The sequence below is a fragment of the Pedobacter sp. KBW06 genome (assembly GCF_003852525.1).
Classification (GTDB): Bacteria; Bacteroidota; Bacteroidia; order Sphingobacteriales; family Sphingobacteriaceae; genus Pedobacter.
In genome coordinates, this window is sequence record NZ_QAJL01000004.1 from 155714 (window position 1) to 172156 (window position 16443).

At 43.5% G+C, this 16443-nt stretch carries 11 protein-coding genes; 3 read left to right on the forward strand and 8 right to left on the reverse strand.

Annotated elements, in window-relative coordinates; genetic code table 11:
- Positions 1 to 2 precede the first annotated feature (2 nt).
- The 7 genes from DBR43_RS23015 to DBR43_RS23045 all read right to left on the reverse strand — a co-directional run bounded on the left by DBR43_RS23015 (position 3) and on the right by DBR43_RS23045 (position 9391).
- On the reverse strand, positions 3 to 1181 hold the full coding sequence (locus DBR43_RS23015) for an acetyl-CoA C-acyltransferase (RefSeq protein WP_124585261.1): 1179 nt from the start codon (positions 1179 to 1181) through the stop codon (positions 3 to 5).
- A gap of 24 nt (positions 1182 to 1205) precedes the next feature.
- The gene (locus DBR43_RS23020; protein WP_199757118.1) at positions 1206 to 3611 is read right to left on the reverse strand and encodes a 3-hydroxyacyl-CoA dehydrogenase/enoyl-CoA hydratase family protein; all 2406 of its coding nucleotides are present in this window, start codon (positions 3609 to 3611) and stop codon (positions 1206 to 1208) included.
- Positions 3592 to 4050 carry a MarR family winged helix-turn-helix transcriptional regulator gene (locus DBR43_RS23025; protein ID WP_073238100.1) on the reverse strand — a complete coding sequence of 153 codons (459 nt, stop codon included), beginning with the start codon at positions 4048 to 4050 and terminating at the stop codon, positions 3592 to 3594. The genes DBR43_RS23020 and DBR43_RS23025 overlap by 20 nt, the downstream gene beginning before the upstream one ends.
- Before the next feature lie 130 nt (positions 4051 to 4180).
- Positions 4181 to 5509, reverse strand: coding sequence for a DUF6089 family protein (locus DBR43_RS23030; RefSeq protein ID WP_124585265.1), 1329 nt, complete (start codon positions 5507 to 5509; stop codon positions 4181 to 4183).
- A gap of 124 nt (positions 5510 to 5633) precedes the next feature.
- Entirely contained in the window at positions 5634 to 7352 is a 1719-nt protein-coding gene (gene ggt / locus DBR43_RS23035) for a gamma-glutamyltransferase (protein ID WP_199757119.1), read from the reverse strand.
- Positions 7330 to 9102 (reverse strand): AMP-dependent synthetase/ligase, encoded by a 1773-nt coding sequence (locus DBR43_RS23040; RefSeq protein WP_124585267.1) that lies wholly within the window; start codon positions 9100 to 9102, stop codon positions 7330 to 7332. Before DBR43_RS23040 ends, ggt begins: the two co-directional genes overlap by 23 nt.
- A gap of 70 nt (positions 9103 to 9172) precedes the next feature.
- On the reverse strand, positions 9173 to 9391 hold the full coding sequence (locus DBR43_RS23045; protein ID WP_124585269.1) for a hypothetical protein: 219 nt from the start codon (positions 9389 to 9391) through the stop codon (positions 9173 to 9175).
- 190 nt (positions 9392 to 9581) lie between these two features.
- On the opposite strand from DBR43_RS23045, the gene DBR43_RS23050 reads away from it, so the two are divergent.
- Entirely contained in the window at positions 9582 to 10061 is a 480-nt protein-coding gene (locus DBR43_RS23050; RefSeq protein WP_124585271.1) for a hypothetical protein, read from the forward strand.
- Between the two features lie 68 nt (positions 10062 to 10129).
- Here DBR43_RS23050 and DBR43_RS23055 read toward each other — a convergent pair whose 3' ends face one another.
- Positions 10130 to 11917: a M61 family metallopeptidase gene (locus DBR43_RS23055; RefSeq protein ID WP_233603171.1), complete on the reverse strand. Its 1788-nt coding sequence runs from the start codon at positions 11915 to 11917 to the stop codon at positions 10130 to 10132.
- Between the two features lie 308 nt (positions 11918 to 12225).
- Here DBR43_RS23055 and DBR43_RS23060 point away from each other — a divergent pair, with 308 nt between their 5' ends.
- The gene (locus tag DBR43_RS23060) at positions 12226 to 13302 is read left to right on the forward strand and encodes an efflux RND transporter periplasmic adaptor subunit (RefSeq protein ID WP_124585273.1); all 1077 of its coding nucleotides are present in this window, start codon (positions 12226 to 12228) and stop codon (positions 13300 to 13302) included.
- A 9-nt stretch (positions 13303 to 13311) separates the two neighbouring features.
- Positions 13312 to 16431: an efflux RND transporter permease subunit gene (locus DBR43_RS23065; protein ID WP_124585275.1), complete on the forward strand. Its 3120-nt coding sequence runs from the start codon at positions 13312 to 13314 to the stop codon at positions 16429 to 16431.
- Positions 16432 to 16443 lie beyond the last annotated feature (12 nt).

Genomic DNA, 16443 nt, shown 5'->3' on the forward strand with positions numbered 1-16443 from the left:
TGTTAAAGCATTTCAAAAATTCCGGCTGCACCCTGTCCGCTACCCACGCACATGGTTACCATTCCATATTTCTGATCTCTTCTTTTTAATTCGTTAAATAATTGCACTGATAATTTAGCACCTGTACAGCCCAGCGGGTGTCCAAGGGCAATTGCTCCTCCGTTGACATTCACTTTCGCCGCATCGATGCCCAAAGTCCTGATTACTGCCAGCGACTGTGAAGCAAAGGCTTCGTTCAATTCGATCAGGTCCAGTTCTTCCAGCTTCATTCCCGCCATTTTTAAAGCTTTAGGGATCGCCTCGATCGGTCCGATTCCCATAATTCTGGGCGGCACACCGGCAATGCCATAACTTACCAGACGGGCAATCGGATCTACGCCCAGTTCCTTCATTTTACTTTCCGATACCACCAATACAAATGCAGCACCATCGGAAGTTTGTGAAGAATTTCCTGCAGTTACACTACCATCGGCAGCAAAAACAGGCTTTAGTTTAGCCAGTTTATCCAATGAGGTATCCGCTCTCGGCCCTTCATCTGTGTCCACCACATAACTGCGGGTTTTCTTTTTCATATTGGCATCCAGGTAATTTTCTACTACCGTGATCGGCGCAATACCATCTTTCAGGTGTCCGTTTTTAATGGCTTCCACCGCTTTCATGTTCGACTGATACGCGAAAGCATCCTGATCTTCCCTGCTTACTTTATATTCATTGGCTACTGCTTCAGCAGTTAAACCCATTCCCCAATACCAATCCGGGTTCTTCATGGCCACCTCTGCATTTGGAACTACTTTCCATCCGCCGAAAGGCATTCCGGACATCACTTCCACTCCACCTGCAATGATACAGTCTGCCATTCCGCTTCTGATCTTGGCCACTGCCGTAGCAATGGTTTCCAATCCCGAGGCGCAGTACCTGTTGACCGTTACCCCCGGTACTTTATCCGTATCCAGTCCCATCAGGGAAATCATACGCCCGATGTTCAGGCCTTGTTCCGCTTCCGGGGTCGCATTTCCTACAATTACATCATCAATTTGTGTTTTATCCAGATTGGGCACCGAGGCCACCAGCTGTTTAATTACTTCGGCAGCCAAATCATCGGCCCTTGTAAAACGAAATACACCACGAGGGGCCTTGCCCACTGCTGTACGATATCCTGCTATAATATATGCTTCTTGCATGTCCGTATCTTTTATTAGCCTAAATTAATTTCTTAGAGGTTTTCCTTTGGTCACAATACTTTGAATCCGTTCCAGCGTTTTACGCTCACCGCAAAGCGATAAGAAGGCTTCTCTTTCCAGGTCGAGCAGGTATTGCTCTGTCACTTCTGTTGGGGAAGACAAATCTCCGCCACACATTACCCAACCCAGTTTTTCCGAGATTTTCTTATCATGCTCAGAGATATAATGACCGGAATACATGGTATTTGCACCCGCATATACAATCCCCAGACCTTGTTTACCCAATACTTTAATGTCCTTGCGTTGTACCGGTTTGGTATATCCTGCATCGGCCAGTTCAATTGCTTTCGCTTTCGCATCTGCAATCAGCCTGCTTCTGTTCATGGAGATCGAATACTTATCTTTTTGCAGATATCCCAGTTCAAATGCTTCAACTGCAGAAGTGGAAACCTTAGCCATACCGATGGTCAGGAACCTGTCTTTCAATGCATTTTGAACAATCTGATCGTCTTTATATTCATCAGAAGCACGCAGGGCGAATTCTTTCGTACCGCCACCACCAGGGATCACGCCCACACCAAACTCCACCAATCCCATATAGGTTTCTGCATTCAGCTGAACATGGTCGGCATGCAAACTAAACTCACAACCACCGCCAAGGGTTAGGTTATGTGGCGCAACGACTACCGGAATGGACGAATACCTGATGCGCATAGAGGTGTTCTGAAACATCCTGATCGCCAGGTTCAACTCATCCCACTCCTGTTCTACCGCCATCATAAAGATCATTCCAACGTTTGCTCCTGCGGAGAAGTTCGCACCATCGTTTCCAATCACCACTCCTCTGTATTCCTTTTCAGCCAGGTCAATTGCTTTATTGATCGCCTGGAGCGTATCTCCACCAATCGTATTCATTTTCGAATGGAACTCTACGTTCAGGATTCCATCACCCAGGTCTATAATAGAAGCCCCGGAATTTTTCCAGATGGTTTTATTTCCCCTCAGGTTGTCCAATACCACAAAGGCTTCAGTGCCCGGTACTGCTTTATAACTTTTAGAAGGGATATCATAATATTTTTTTACGCCATCTTCCACTTTGTAGAAAGTAGTATGTCCGGCAGCCAGCATTTCATGAACCCATGCTGCAGCCTCATGACCATATTTTTTCATTCCTTCAAGAGAATCGGCGATGCCTACTGCATCCCAAACTTCGAAAGGGCCTAAATCCCATGCAAAACCTGCACGCATAGCATCGTCAATGCGGTACAATTCATCAGAGATTTCAGGAATCCGGTCAGATACATATTCAAACAAACCAAAGAAAGAAGCACGGAACAATTCTCCCGCTTTATCTTTTCCTGCGGCAAAAACTTTCATTCTGTCTTTTACATTCTCAATTGGCTTAGTCAGATCCAATGTAGAAGACTTCACTTTTTGCTGAGGACGGTATTCCAGAGTTTTCAGGTCTAATGCCAGAATCTCGGTCTTGCCATCCGCAGTTTTTGTTTTTTTATAGAAGCCTTGTTTGGTTTTATCACCAAGCCAGTTGTTGGCTTCCATTTGCGCTACATAAGCCGGCAGCTTAAAGAGCTCATGTGCTTTGTCCTGCGGACAGTTATCGTATAAGCCTTTGGAAACTTTAATCATGGTATCCAGACCAACCACATCAGTGGTACGGAAAGTTGCAGATTTTGGTCTCCCCAGAGCAGGGCCGGTAAATTTGTCTACTTCCTCTACGCTGAGGTCCATCTTTTCTACCAGATGTAATAAAGACATGATCGAATACACACCCACGCGGTTCGCGATGAATGCAGGAGTATCTTTACACAGCACCGTAGTTTTACCTAAAAATTTATCTCCGTAATGCATTAAGAAATCCACCAGCTTCGGATCAGTATCCGGAGTGGGGATAATTTCCAGCAAACGCAAATAACGGGGAGGATTGAAGAAGTGTGTTCCACAGAAATTCGCTTTGAAATCTGCTGATCTTCCTTCTGCCATCATATGGATCGGGATTCCGGAAGTATTAGAAGTAATCAATGTTCCAGGTTTACGGTATTGCTCTACCTGATCGAACACCTGTTTTTTAATACCCAGATTTTCTACAACAACCTCAATGATCCAGTCGTAGGTAGCAATCTTAGCCATATCATCAGTAAAGTTACCGGTAGTGATCTTATTGAGAACACTTTTGGTATAAACAGGGGAAGGATTGGTCTTTACGGTATTCAGTAAAGCGGCATTTACAATTCTGTTTTTAACGGACGGATGATCCAGGGCCAATCCTTTTGCTTGTTCCTCCGCGCTCAGTTCTTTCGGCGCAATGTCAAGCAAAAGTACCTCAACTCCAATGTTCGCAAAGTGACAAGCAATACGTGAACCCATAATACCTGAGCCCAATACTGCTACTCTATTTATCTTCTTGTTCATAATTTTCTGTAGGAATTTTATATGCCAATGTAAGTTTGTTCAATTTCTGCAGCGTTGAAATCAGGTTGTTCTTTTCCTGTGCGCTGAGGTGTACGTTCAGATACTCGTTAAAAGAGATCACCACGCCTTTTGCAAGCTGTCTTTTCTCACGGCCCAGGTCGGTAAGGTATACCTTTACTGAGCGCTTATCTCCGATGGAAGTCTCCCGGTATATTAACCCCATTTCTTCCATATTGTTTAGCATTCTTGATAAACTCGTTGCCTTCACTCCAAGCAGGCCGGCCAGCTTTGAAACCGCGGTACCTTCCTTCTCAATATTGATCAGCACATAGCCAATGGCCTGTGTGATTCCAAATCCGGATGCGATCTGATTATAAGTGTTGGAAACATTCTGCCAAACCACTTTTAAAAAATAATCTACTGTCTCTTGTTGTTTCATGAATTACTATGCTTGCATAACAAAGCTATAGAATTAAAACCTTATATGCAAGCGTAATAATAAAATTTATGTCATAAAAAAAGCCGCCTTACTTGCGTAAGGCGGCTTTTAAATTAAATGTGATTTCAGACTAGTAAAGTGTGAATTCTACCCTTCTGTTTTTCTGACGACCAGCAGCAGTTTTGTTGGTAGCAATAGGTTGGTTTGGACCGTAACCTGTAGCTTCGATACGTGAAGCATTTGCACCTTGAGAAACTAAATAAGCTTTGATCGACTCTGCTCTTTCTTTCGATAAACGTAAGTTTAAAGCCATTGAACCTGTATTATCTGTGTGACCAGCTAATTTCAAGCTAAAGTTTTTCTCTACCAATAGCGCAGCAACGCGGTTTAAAGTAGTATAAGATTTAGAGCGGATAGTTGCTTTACCTAAATCAAATTCTAAGTTTCTGATCGCCTCATCCACTACCTTACGGTCAGCTTCAGTGATGATTACTTTTTCCTGGATTACCGGAGCTGGAACTTTTAAAGGACAACCTGAACCATCAACAACTGTTCCTGAAGGAGTACCTGGACATTTATCCAATTTATCAGCAACACCGTCACCGTCAGTATCTTTCAATAAGTCGTTCATTTCAGATCTCAATCTTGCATTTTCAGCTTTCTGAGCATCTAAATCGCCTTTTAAAGCGTTAGCAGTTTGTTTTGCCTGTAATGCTTCATCATAAGTTAAGGCTACAGGGTTATGCCATGCCAATTGTTTTCCTTTTCCTAAAGCAAACTCTAAACCTCCATAAGCGTATGAATATTTATCGTTTTGTCCACGGTAGAAACCATCAAGGTTATCACCATCAACAAAGTTTACAGTCCATCCTAAATCTAAATTAACTTTCTCAGCCAATTTAATTTTAGCACCTAAACCTACAGGAATGATTAATTCGCTGATTGTTTTATCACCGGCATATTCTTTTAATGCACCACCACCAGTTGCAGTTTTAACTTTGTAACCTGCTAAACCGGCACCACCTGAAGCATACAATTGCAAAGCACTGTTTTTATTGAACATGTCAATGTTAAACAAGTTAACTACTGCATTTAAACTTCCGGAATAGCTAAGGTCAGTTTCGAAAGCACTTACAGGGCTTACGTTAGTTGCACCGCTTTTCCATTTTTCAGTGTTGTCACCTTTTAATTTACCTCTTACTCCGTCTAAACGTAAAGAGAAATATGGAGTAAATTGTTTTTTGATGTAAAGACCATAACCTAAGCTTGATTTATTGTTAGAGAAATCGTTTTTACCACCAAGTGGAGATGTAGGAGTTAAAACCCCGGCGTTAACACCAAATGACCATGTAGTCAGCTGATTTGAATTTGCACCTGCTTGATCCTGAGCCTGAACAGAACCTCCGATAAGGAGCGCAGCCAGAGCTACAGGCAGGGTTTTAAATAAATTTTGTTTCATAAAATAAGTATTAAATAATTGTTACAATGTTTAATCGTATAATTCATTTCAATACTCAGGCCAATATTTAAAACTGCTTTAAACGACTGTTATTTGAGATTAAGTGTGCAGAATTCTATACAGGCTACCAGCCCATTGACTCATCATCACCACGGGGATCAGCACCTCCCTGATAGTAACCCCATTTGGTTTTCAAGATGGCATCTACTCTTCCAATCGGACCACGCGGGCTAAGAATATAGCCCCTGGACCTCAGTTTAGAGATATTTACACTATCCAGGGCTCCTTCTTCAAAGTAAACTTCGTCTGGCAACCACTGGTGATGAAAGCGTTTTGAAGTCACCGCCTGTTGCATATTCTGGTCAAATTCGATCACATTTAATATGGTCTGAAAAACAGACGTTATTATCGTAGAACCACCAGGAGTTCCTACAACCATAAACAATTTGCCATCTTTTTCAATAATTGTCGGCGTCATAGAACTCAGCATTCTCTTTCCCGGAGCAATTGCATTTGCCTCTCCCCCTACCAGACCATACATATTCGGTGAACCTGGCTTTACGGAAAAATCATCCATCTCATTATTCAAAAGAAATCCGGCTCCTTTCACTACTACGGCCGAGCCATAGGAACCATTTAACGTTGTGGTAATGGAAACCGCATTCCCCGCTTTATCCACGATGGAGAAATGTGTTGTTTCTTCGTGTTCTTTTCCTTTGAAGATCCCGGCTTTAACTGCTGCACTCTCAGTTGCTTTTGCCCAGTTAAAAGTGCTCATTCTGCTTTTAACATAAGCATCTTCCATCAATTCCTTTCCCGGAACGGCATAAAAATCCGGATCACCGAGATGTGTGGCGCGATCCGCATAAACACGGCGTTCTGCTTCCACCATCACCTGTACAGTAGAGTCGGCATGGTAACCCCATTTTTTTAAGGGATAAGGTGCCACAGATTTCAGCAGCTGCACTAGGGCAATCCCTCCGCTTGAAGGCGGTGGCATGGTAATGATCTGATATCCTTTATAGGTTCCTGTAATGGCCTTGCGCCATACCGCCTGGTAATCTTTCAAATCCTGAGCAGTAATGATTCCGCCACCGCGTTTCATTTCCAGCAACAGGCTATCTGCCACTGCACCTTCATAAAAACCGGCCCGGCCTTTATCACGGATCTGTTCCAGCGTATTTGCCAGTTCATTCTGCAGCAATAAATCGCCTTTTACCCACTGACCTTTTTTGATCAGCGCAGCACCAAACGGATTAAATTCTATTAATTTCTCCTGCAAACCATTAAATTCTGCGGCCTGCCTTTCGGTAATCACAAATCCCTTTCTGGCCAGCGAAATTGCAGGCTCAACTAAGTCTGCCCATTTCAGCTTGCCATATTTTGCATGGGCAGCCACCATTCCGGCAACAGATCCCGGGACACCTGAAGCCAGCTGTCCGTACAAACTTTTATCTACGATAGGCTGTCCAGCCGAATCAAGGTACATATTTCTGGAAGCCGCAGCTCCTGCTTTTTCCCGGAAGTCGAGCGTATTTGTCTCTCCTTCCGCAGAGCGGTACACCATAAAGCCACCACCGCCAATATTGCCTGCATTAGGATAAACTACTGCCAAAGCAAACTGAACGGCAACCGCCGCATCCACGGCATTCCCACCTTTCTTTAAAATGTCCAGGCCTACTTTTGAAGCCTCTGCACTGGCCGAGACAACCATTCCGTTACGGTACTCCTCACTATTCCTTTTCCCGAGCTGACCACCTGCACATCCGGAAACCAAAGCTCCCGACAAGAGGACAAAGCCCATTAACAACGGAATAATCCTATCCTTTATAGCCTTCTGCATCTGCATAAATTTTTTCTATAGTGCCGGCATTCTTTTCTAAGATCACTTTTCGTTTCAAACTTAGCTTCGGCGTTAATTCGCCATCAACAATGCTCCATTCCTTCGACAATAAGGCGATACGTTTCACCTGCTCCCATTTTCCGAAATCTTTAACGCTGTAAGCGACAATCTCATCGTATTTTTTGATGACCAGCGGATTTTTAATCATCAGCTCATTGGTGGTATATGGAATCCCTTTTTTTCCACACCAACCCTTCAATGCCTCAAAAGTAGGGACAATCAATGCCGCAGGAAACTTCCTGTTTTCGCCAAGCACCATCACCTGCTCTACCAATGGAGATTCTTTTAGTTTATTTTCCAGCATTTGCGGGGCAACATACTTTCCGCCGGCAGTTTTAAATATCTCTTTTTTCCTGTCTGTAATTTTCAAAAACCGTCCTTCCACAAGTTCACCAATATCACCGGTATGGAACCAGCCCTCGGCATCAATGGCTTCGGCTGTCAGGTCCGGCCTGTTATAATAACCTTTCATGATGTTATGTCCACGGGCCAATACCTCACCATCGGGAGCGATTTTAACTTCGACACCTTCAATTACAGGTCCCACAGTTCCAAACCTCGTTTCTCCAAAGCGATTGACCGTAATTACAGGAGAGGTTTCGGTTAAACCATAACCTTCCATGACCGGCATTCCTGCAGCGTAGAAAATTTTAGCCAAACGGGGATTTAAGGCCGCTCCGCCCGATACAATCACCACGATCTCACCACCCATTGCTGCCTGCCATTTTGAAAACACCAGCTTCCGCGCAATGCCTAATTTAAAGTTGTAAAAGGCTCCGTTGTTAAAATCGTATTTCTCGGCCACTGAAAGCGCCCAGAAAAAGATTCCTTTTTTTACCCCGGTCAGTGCCTTTCCTTTTTCTATGATTTTATCATATACTTTTTCGAGCAGACGGGGAACCGTAGAAAAGCCATTGGGCTTTACAAACTGAATATCGGCAACAATCGTCTCCGTACTTTCTGCATAATAAACAGATGCGCCTTTATACATGTGAAGGTAAACGATCATCCTTTCAAAGATGTGCGAAAGCGGAAGAAAGCTCAATGCCTTATTTAATCCCGGAGGAACAAGGACAGACGAATGTTCAAAATTTTTCACCAGGTTATCATGGGTCAGCATCACGCCTTTCGGGGTTCCAGTAGTTCCTGAAGTATAAATCAGGGTTAAAATATCATCTGGTGTCACTTCCTTGCGATAGGCATCAAGATCAACGGAAGCATTTTCCCTGCCGGATTTCAGCAGTTCTTCCCAGGAAGCCACTCCCGAAATAGGATTAAAAGAATAAATTTTAATCGAAGAATTCAGTTCATCACAAACAGGCTTTACCTTTTTATAAATCTCTTCATCAGCCACGAAGATCATCGTGATCTCTGCATTCTCCAGAATAAACCTGATGTCGTGCTCAGCAAGCGTCGGATATAAGGGAACCTGATAGGCACCCAATTGTATAATCGCAAAATCGGAAATATTCCACTCCGGCCGGTTATGAGACATCACAGCGATCCTCGAACCTTTTCCTACACCAAGACCAACCAAACCGCGGCTCAATGCATCGGCCGATTCAATGATATCTTTCGTGCTGTATTTCTTCCATTCCCCCTTTATCTTACCACTTATAAACTCCTCTTTTGGAAAATTCTCTAAATTGTATTGAAGTAAATCGAATACTCGTGTGATCGTTACCGCCATAACCGTTATTTTATAATTTGTACCTGGTGTTTCCCAAATCTAATAAATTAAATTCTCTATCAAAACCAATTTAAATATTGGTATGTTTTCTTTCTGTAATAATTAATTGGGAGAGATCCCCTGTAACCGGAAGCCAAAAAACGGCAAAGGACAAAGCGCCTGGCAAGGTCAAAACTGCTTCAGATAAATCCCGGATAGAACAGGGATCAAACAGGGATAGAACACGGATAGAACAGGGACAAAATGCGTGTTTCATCCCTGCTTTATCCGTACTTGATGCGACTTCCATCGCTGTTTGTTCCGAACCTGTCTTTAGCCACTTTCCGGGATCAAAGAAAATACTCCGGTTTCTTTTTCAAAGGATCTACAACCGGCCTTGAAGCCTGTTAAAAAAGCAAAAAGCCGATTCTTTCAGATTTAACGGCACAATAGTTGATAAGGTAGAAATCATCAATAAAAAATTAATAAAAACACAGATTATGAAAAAATTACTTACTATTATTTGTTTAGCCGTGATTGCGACGTTTGCTTTCCATTCAGAATCAAGCGCACAAAGTTACCAAAATGCTATTGGTGGTCGTTTCGGCGCTGCAAATGGGGTTACTTTCAAAACAACGCTTGGTGGAAACAAGATGGTAGATATCATTGCCAACTTTAGATCAAACAGCAACTATAACTATTTCCGTGTAACTGGTTTATATGAAATTTATAACCCGATTGACAATGCCGCCGGATTAAACTGGTATTATGGTGTGGGTGGTACAGTAGGATCGGTTAAATACAAACCAAAAGATCAAAGCGACCTTTATTTAGGTGTTGATGGTGTTTTAGGATTGGACTATAAATTTGCAGATGCACCAATCAATATTTCCTTAGACTGGAAACCAACAATCGGACTTGTTCCTGATACAAACTTTGATGCTTCAGGCGTCGGACTGTCATTACGTTATACCTTCTAGGTTAGCAAAAGACTTAAAAAGAAACGGGGTTAGANNTCTAACCCCGTTTCTTTTTATTTAACCGGAGGCTATATTCCCATCCAGCCTTTACGTACCAATACCTGTGATTCCGGAGCATTTCCCTGAATCTCTGCTACCAGTTTGATGTTCGGGCTCGCTTTCAGGGTAACTTTGATGTCTTTTTCAATTCCATCCCTTTTCACTTTTACCGTAACCACATCACCAGGTTTTTTACTGGTAATTACCGGCATGCGCTCTAATGCGGCTTCTACACCAACTCCGTCCACACTGATCACTTCGTCATTCACATTTAAGCCATCCACCCATGCAGCTGAGTTTCTCGACACTGCAGAGATGATGATTCTGCCTTCTGTCTTTTTAGAAGCCACACCGATATAAGGAATGCTGTTTCCTTCATTTTGGTTCTTAATCGTGATTCCGGCGTATCCAAAATATTTGTCATATTCCACAGGATGGGTTCCGTTTACATATTTTGCCCAGAAATCAGTAAAGCTTTTGCCACTGATCTTCTCTACCATCGCTTTAAATTCGGCATCGGTATATCCTCTTTTTAAAGTTTTACCCTGAAGGTACATGGCTTTCATCACATCATCCAGGCTTTTTGTTCCTTTAGTCGCCTGAGCAATCTCCAGGTCCATTAAAAGCCCTACCACTTCACCTTTGCTATAATAAGAAACACCTGTGTTGTTAGAGTTTTCATTTGGACGGTAACCTTTGATCCAGGCATCATAGCTGGATTCTGCTGCCGATTGTACTTTAGCGCCCGGAGTATTGGACACATTGGCCACTGCGGTCACCAATCCATCAACAAAAGCCTTCTGGTCTACAAAGCCGGCACGCAGTACCAGTTTGTTTTCATAATATGAAGTAAATCCTTCTGCAACCCATAAATTGGTGGTATAGTTCTCGTTGTCATAATCGAACGGACCTAAAGCAATCGGACGCATTCTTTTCACGTTCCATAAATGGAAGTACTCATGGGCAACCAGATTCAGGAATCCAAGATAACCCTCAGGTGTATTGTATGCATTTCTGGAAGCACCTAAAACGGTAGAGTTTAAATGCTCTAAACCACCACCACCTCTTTCAAAATTATGAACGATGAACGTATAATGCTTGTTAGGGTTCTCGCCATAAATGGCTGTTGCCTGTTCGATCACTTTGGCCATGTCTACTTTCAGGCGTTCTTTATCGTAGTTGCCACCACCATACATCGCTACTTCATGTTTTACTCCTGAAGCCATAAAATCAAATACTTCCTGATTTCCTACTTCTATAGGACTGTCAAACAGCACATCAAAGTCTGAGGCCGTATACGTGAAAGGCTGTCCTGCCACAGGCTCCAATCCTGTAGATACTTTATTCCATCCTTTATAAGGAATGACTTTCACGGTACTTGGCAAATTCAATAACCCATCAGGATACATGAATATCCCCGTACTGGATAGGAAGGCATGAGATTCGTCAATGAATGGGGTCCGGACAGAAACTTCGAAACCATAGACCCTATATTTAATTTTTATCGCATTGGATTTAGCAGAATATACCCTCCATGCATTTTTCTTTACCTTTTCAAATTTTACAGGCTTGCCTCCCGCAGTGGCGCTAAAGTCTTCTACGCTTTTTGCAAACTCACGAACCAGGTAAGAACCAGGGGCCCATACCGGCATTTTTACATCTACATAATCTTTAGCCAATCCGGAAATCGTCATTTCCATTTCCACATAATGTGCCTGAGGTTCTTTAAAGCTCACCTCGAATCCTACTTTTACCTGCGATCTGGCTGTCATACCTACTGATAGTAATATTACTAGTCCTGCAATTGATTTTTTCATTCCTTAATCTTATTATTTTATTTTACCCATCCTTCTCTCCTAATCAAGCCCTTCGTCAGTCAAGCCCTGTTTTTTAGTATCATAATTGTTATATTAAACTAATTAAACCAGGCTAAACTTTTATCGTTCTTTTAAGTCATAGGTTAAAGAAGGCGCTAATTTACTTTTTACGGGCGATAAACAAATGTATAATTTATCTCTTTTCATCGTCCTTAAAAAGAATATTAGGCTGTAACATACTTAATACAAGCTATTACAGGCCGTATATTTAAATATTTTTGCACGTTAACATATCCTATTCACCACATATGAAACTAAGATACATCATCTATACCCTGATCGGTCTGGGCATTGCTTATTTAATCTATTACCGGATTTCAGCCAATAAAAAAATTGCCGACGAGGGTGCCGGAATGAGTAAAGGAAAAGGTGGCCCGGGAAAGGGACTACAGGTGAATGGGATCGTTGTCAAAACAGGTGATTTCAACAATGACCTGGAAGTTACCGGAACCCTGGAAGCGAATGAATCCGTAGAACTTCACAGCGAAGTTTCCGGTTTGGTTACCAGCATCAATTTCAAAGAAGGTTCTAACGTAACCAAGGGCAGCCTCCTGGTAAAGATCAACGATCGTGATATCCAGGCACAGTTACAGGATGCTTTAACGAAACAAAAGCTCTCGGCAACCAATGAGAACCGCTCCAAACAATTACTGGAAAAAGGCGCCATCAGTCAGGAAGAATACGACACTTCCCTTGCCAATCTTCAATCACTGAAAGCACAGACCCAACTGATCCGTGCGCAGCTGGCAAAGACCTCAATTTTCGCCCCTTTTAGCGGAAAGATTGGTTTGCGTTCTATCTCCGAAGGGGTTTATTTAACTCCCGCAGCGATCATTGCCAACCTCTCCAGCATCAGCCCGTTAAAAATCAGTTTCTCTGTTCCAGAGAAATACATGGGGCAGATCAAGGCAGGCTCTGAAGTCTTCTTTACAACCGATGGTTATTCAAAATCCTTTACAGGAAAAGTATTTGCCATTGAACCCGGGATCAATACCCAAACCAGAACCCTGCAAATAAAGGCACTGGTTCCGAATCCAAATCAGGAGCTCCTTCCGGGATCCTTTGCAAAGATTAAACTTGCCCTGACCACCTCAAAAGATGCGATCCTGATTCCAAATGAAGCCATTATCCCGGTATTAAAGGGAAAAACGGTGTTTATCAGCAAGAATGGTAAGGCCCGGCAGGTTGATGTAGAAGCAGGAACACGGACGGCCGAAAATATTGTCATCACTTCCGGATTGAAAGTAGGTGATACCGTATTGACTACCGGTGCAATGGCTTTAAAACAGGATGCCCCTGTGAAAGTAACTGTGGTTAAAAATTAAGTTTCCTTTATGAGCATTTCAACCACCAGTATTAAAAGGCCGGTCCTGGCCATCGTGATGAACCTGATGATCCTTCTTTTTGGTGTCATCGGTTATAATTTCCTGGGTGTCCGGGAATATCCAAATATTGATCCTACGGTAGTTTCTGTAAGGACCTCCTATCCGGGTGCAAACTCAGACATCATTGAATCACAAATTACAGAGCCTCTGGAGAAGTCAATCAACGGGATTGACGGGATCAGGAACATTTCCTCTTCCAGCAACCAGGGGAGCAGTAACATCACCATAGAATTTAACCTGAACAAGAACATTGATGATGCGGCAAATGACGTGCGCGACAAGGTATCTCAGGCGGCAAGAAGCCTCCCCAAAGACATCGACGGAAATCCGGTAGTCAGCAAGGCCGATGCCAACTCTGACGCAGTTATTACCATGACCATTCAAAGCGATAAACGCAATGTAATGGAACTGAGTGACTATGCAGAAAATGTGATTGCCGACCGTCTGCAGACCATCACCGGTGTGAGTAGTGTACAGATTCAGGGCCAAAGGAAATATGCCATGCGCATCCGGATTTCTCCGGATAAACTGGCTGCCTACGGGCTGACTTCACAGGATATTGTTACCGCCCTTAACAATGAGAATGTAGAGTTGCCATCCGGAAAAATCACCGGTGCAAATACGGAACTCATTGTAAAAACATTGGGAAAACTAACCAATGAGGACGAATTCAATAACCTGATCCTGAAGAACGATACCGATAATGTAGTGCGCCTGAAAGATGTAGGCTATGCCGTACTTGGCTCAGAAAATGAGGAGACCATCTTAAGGGAATCAGGAAAACCCATGGTAGCCGTAGGCCTTGTCCCTCAGCCGGGCGCCAATTACCTGGACATCTCCAGGGAGTTTGACAAAAGATTTGAGCAGTTACAGAAAGATATCCCAAAAGACATCAAGCTGAACATCTCTTTAGATACCACGAAGTTCATTAAGATGTCGGTCACAGAAGTTGCAGAAACCATCATTCTTTCCCTGATCCTCGTGATCCTCATCATTTACCTGTTTTTCAGGGATTGGGCAATTGCCATCAGGCCTTTACTGGATATTCCGGTTTCACTGATCTTTACTTTCTTTATCATGTACATTTTTGGATTCTCCATCAATGTATTGTCCCTGCTCGCTATCGTTCTGGCCACCGGGCTGGTGGTGGATGACGGGATTGTAGTAACTGAAAACATCTTCAAAAAGGTGGAAGAAGGCTACTCTCCTTTCGAAGCTGCGATCAAAGGATCCAATGAAATATTTTTTGCGGTCATCTCGATTTCCGTTACCCTTGCAGCAGTGTTTTTACCGGTCATCTTTCTGGAGGGATTTGTCGGGCGGCTCTTTCGGGAGTTCGGAATTGTGATTGGTGCGGCCGTGCTCATCTCGGCCTTTGTCTCTTTGACCTTAACGCCGATGCTGAATGCCTACCTGATGAAAAAGACCGGGCACGAAAAATCCAAATTCTATAACCTTACTGAGCCTTATTTTGTGAAGCTGAACGATAGTTATTCGGACAACCTGAATAAGTTCCTCAATAAAAAATGGCTGTCCATTCCCATCATTGTAGTCTGCGTGGCAATGATTGCCCTGTTCTGGAAGATCTTACCAAAAGAAACAGCACCATATGATGACCGCAGTGCGATCAATCTGAGGGTAACCACACCAGAGGGTTCTTCCTTTGCCTATACGGATCGTTTCATGCTGAAGATTCAGCAGATGATCAGTGATTCTATTCCGGAAACCAAGGTCAACATTACCATCACTTCTCCGGGATTTGGCGGATCGGGATCTACCAACAGTGGTTTTATCAGAATGGGCTTATCTGATCCGGGCGACCGTGGCCGGACTCAGGATGAGATCGCTGCCAAGCTCACCAGAATCACCAGAAGATACACGGAAGGGAAAGTCGTAGTTACCCAGCAGCCCACCATTTCTGTGGGCCGCAGAGGAGGCTTACCAGTCAATTATATCATCCAGGCACAGAACTTTGAGAAGCTGAGGGAAAAAGTACCCTTGTTCATGGATGAGGTGGCCAAAGACCCTACGTTTACCACTTCAGACGTGGACCTTAAATTTAACAAACCGGAGATTGATTTAACGATCGACAGAGATAAGGCGAAAAACCTGGGGGTGTCTGTTTCGGATATCGGCCTGGCGCTTCAATTGGGATTAAGTGGTCAGCGCTTTTCTTATTTCTTTATGAATGGCAAACAATACCAGGTGATCGGACAATTCGAAATGAATGACCGTAAAGATCCTTTAGACCTGAGTTCGGTTTATGTACGGAACAACAAAAATGAACTCATCCAGGTAGACAATATGGTGACGGCCAGAGAAAAAAGCAGTCCGCCGCAGCTGTACCGGAACAACCGTTTCATCTCTGCAACAGTTTCTGCAGGTCTGGCTCCGGGTAAAAGCATCGGTGAAGGAATCGAAGCCATGGACCGGATCTCTGCCAAGATACTGGACGAATCATTTTCTACAGATCTTGGTGGCGAATCCAGGGATTTCCAGGAAAGCTCCTCCAACACCATGTTTGCATTTGGCCTTGCTTTATTGCTGGTCTATTTAATCCTTTCCGCACAATTTGAGAGTTTTGTAGATCCGGTAATCATTATCCTGACGGTACCAATGGCCGTTGCCGGAGCCTTTTTATCGCTTTGGCTGTTTGGTCAGAGCTGGAATATCTTCAGCCAGATCGGAACGATCATGCTGATCGGACTGGTAACTAAAAACGGGATTCTGATTGTGGAATTTGCCAATCAGCTGAAAGAAACCGGAAAGAGCGTTCACGATGCCATCAGGGAAGCTTCGGTTTCCAGGCTCAGACCGATCCTGATGACCAGTCTGGCCATCGCCATTGGTGCATTGCCGATTGCCATGGCTTTAGGTGCTGCCGCAAAAAGCAGGATGGGAATGGGAATCGTCATCGTTGGGGGAACCATGTTTGCCCTGATCTTAACGTTGTTTGTGATCCCCGCCATCTATTCTTACTGGTCTAAAGAGCACAAAGCAAATACAGAATTAGAACTTTCACTGAAAGCGGCCTTAGCGGAAGAAAGCTTAGAAAAAAAAGCACATTAACCCATGATCCAG

Excerpts from the sequence above, each read along its gene's own strand:
- DBR43_RS23015 (WP_124585261.1), bottom strand. The coding sequence starts at position 1,181 with ATGCAAGAAGCATATATTATAGCAGGATATCGTACAGCAGTGGGCAAG.
- DBR43_RS23020 (WP_199757118.1), bottom strand. The coding sequence starts at position 3,611 with ATGAACAAGAAGATAAATAGAGTAGCAGTATTGGGCTCAGGTATTATG.
- DBR43_RS23025 (WP_073238100.1), bottom strand. The coding sequence starts at position 4,050 with ATGAAACAACAAGAGACAGTAGATTATTTTTTAAAAGTGGTTTGGCAG.
- DBR43_RS23030 (WP_124585265.1), bottom strand. The coding sequence starts at position 5,509 with ATGAAACAAAATTTATTTAAAACCCTGCCTGTAGCTCTGGCTGCGCTC.
- ggt (WP_199757119.1), bottom strand. The coding sequence starts at position 7,352 with ATGCAGAAGGCTATAAAGGATAGGATTATTCCGTTGTTAATGGGCTTT.
- DBR43_RS23040 (WP_124585267.1), bottom strand. The coding sequence starts at position 9,102 with ATGGCGGTAACGATCACACGAGTATTCGATTTACTTCAATACAATTTA.
- DBR43_RS23045 (WP_124585269.1), bottom strand. The coding sequence starts at position 9,391 with ATGGAAGTCGCATCAAGTACGGATAAAGCAGGGATGAAACACGCATTT.
- DBR43_RS23050 (WP_124585271.1), top strand. The coding sequence starts at position 9,582 with ATGAAAAAATTACTTACTATTATTTGTTTAGCCGTGATTGCGACGTTT.
- DBR43_RS23055 (WP_233603171.1), bottom strand. The coding sequence starts at position 11,917 with ATGAAAAAATCAATTGCAGGACTAGTAATATTACTATCAGTAGGTATG.
- DBR43_RS23060 (WP_124585273.1), top strand. The coding sequence starts at position 12,226 with ATGAAACTAAGATACATCATCTATACCCTGATCGGTCTGGGCATTGCT.
- DBR43_RS23065 (WP_124585275.1), top strand. The coding sequence starts at position 13,312 with ATGAGCATTTCAACCACCAGTATTAAAAGGCCGGTCCTGGCCATCGTG.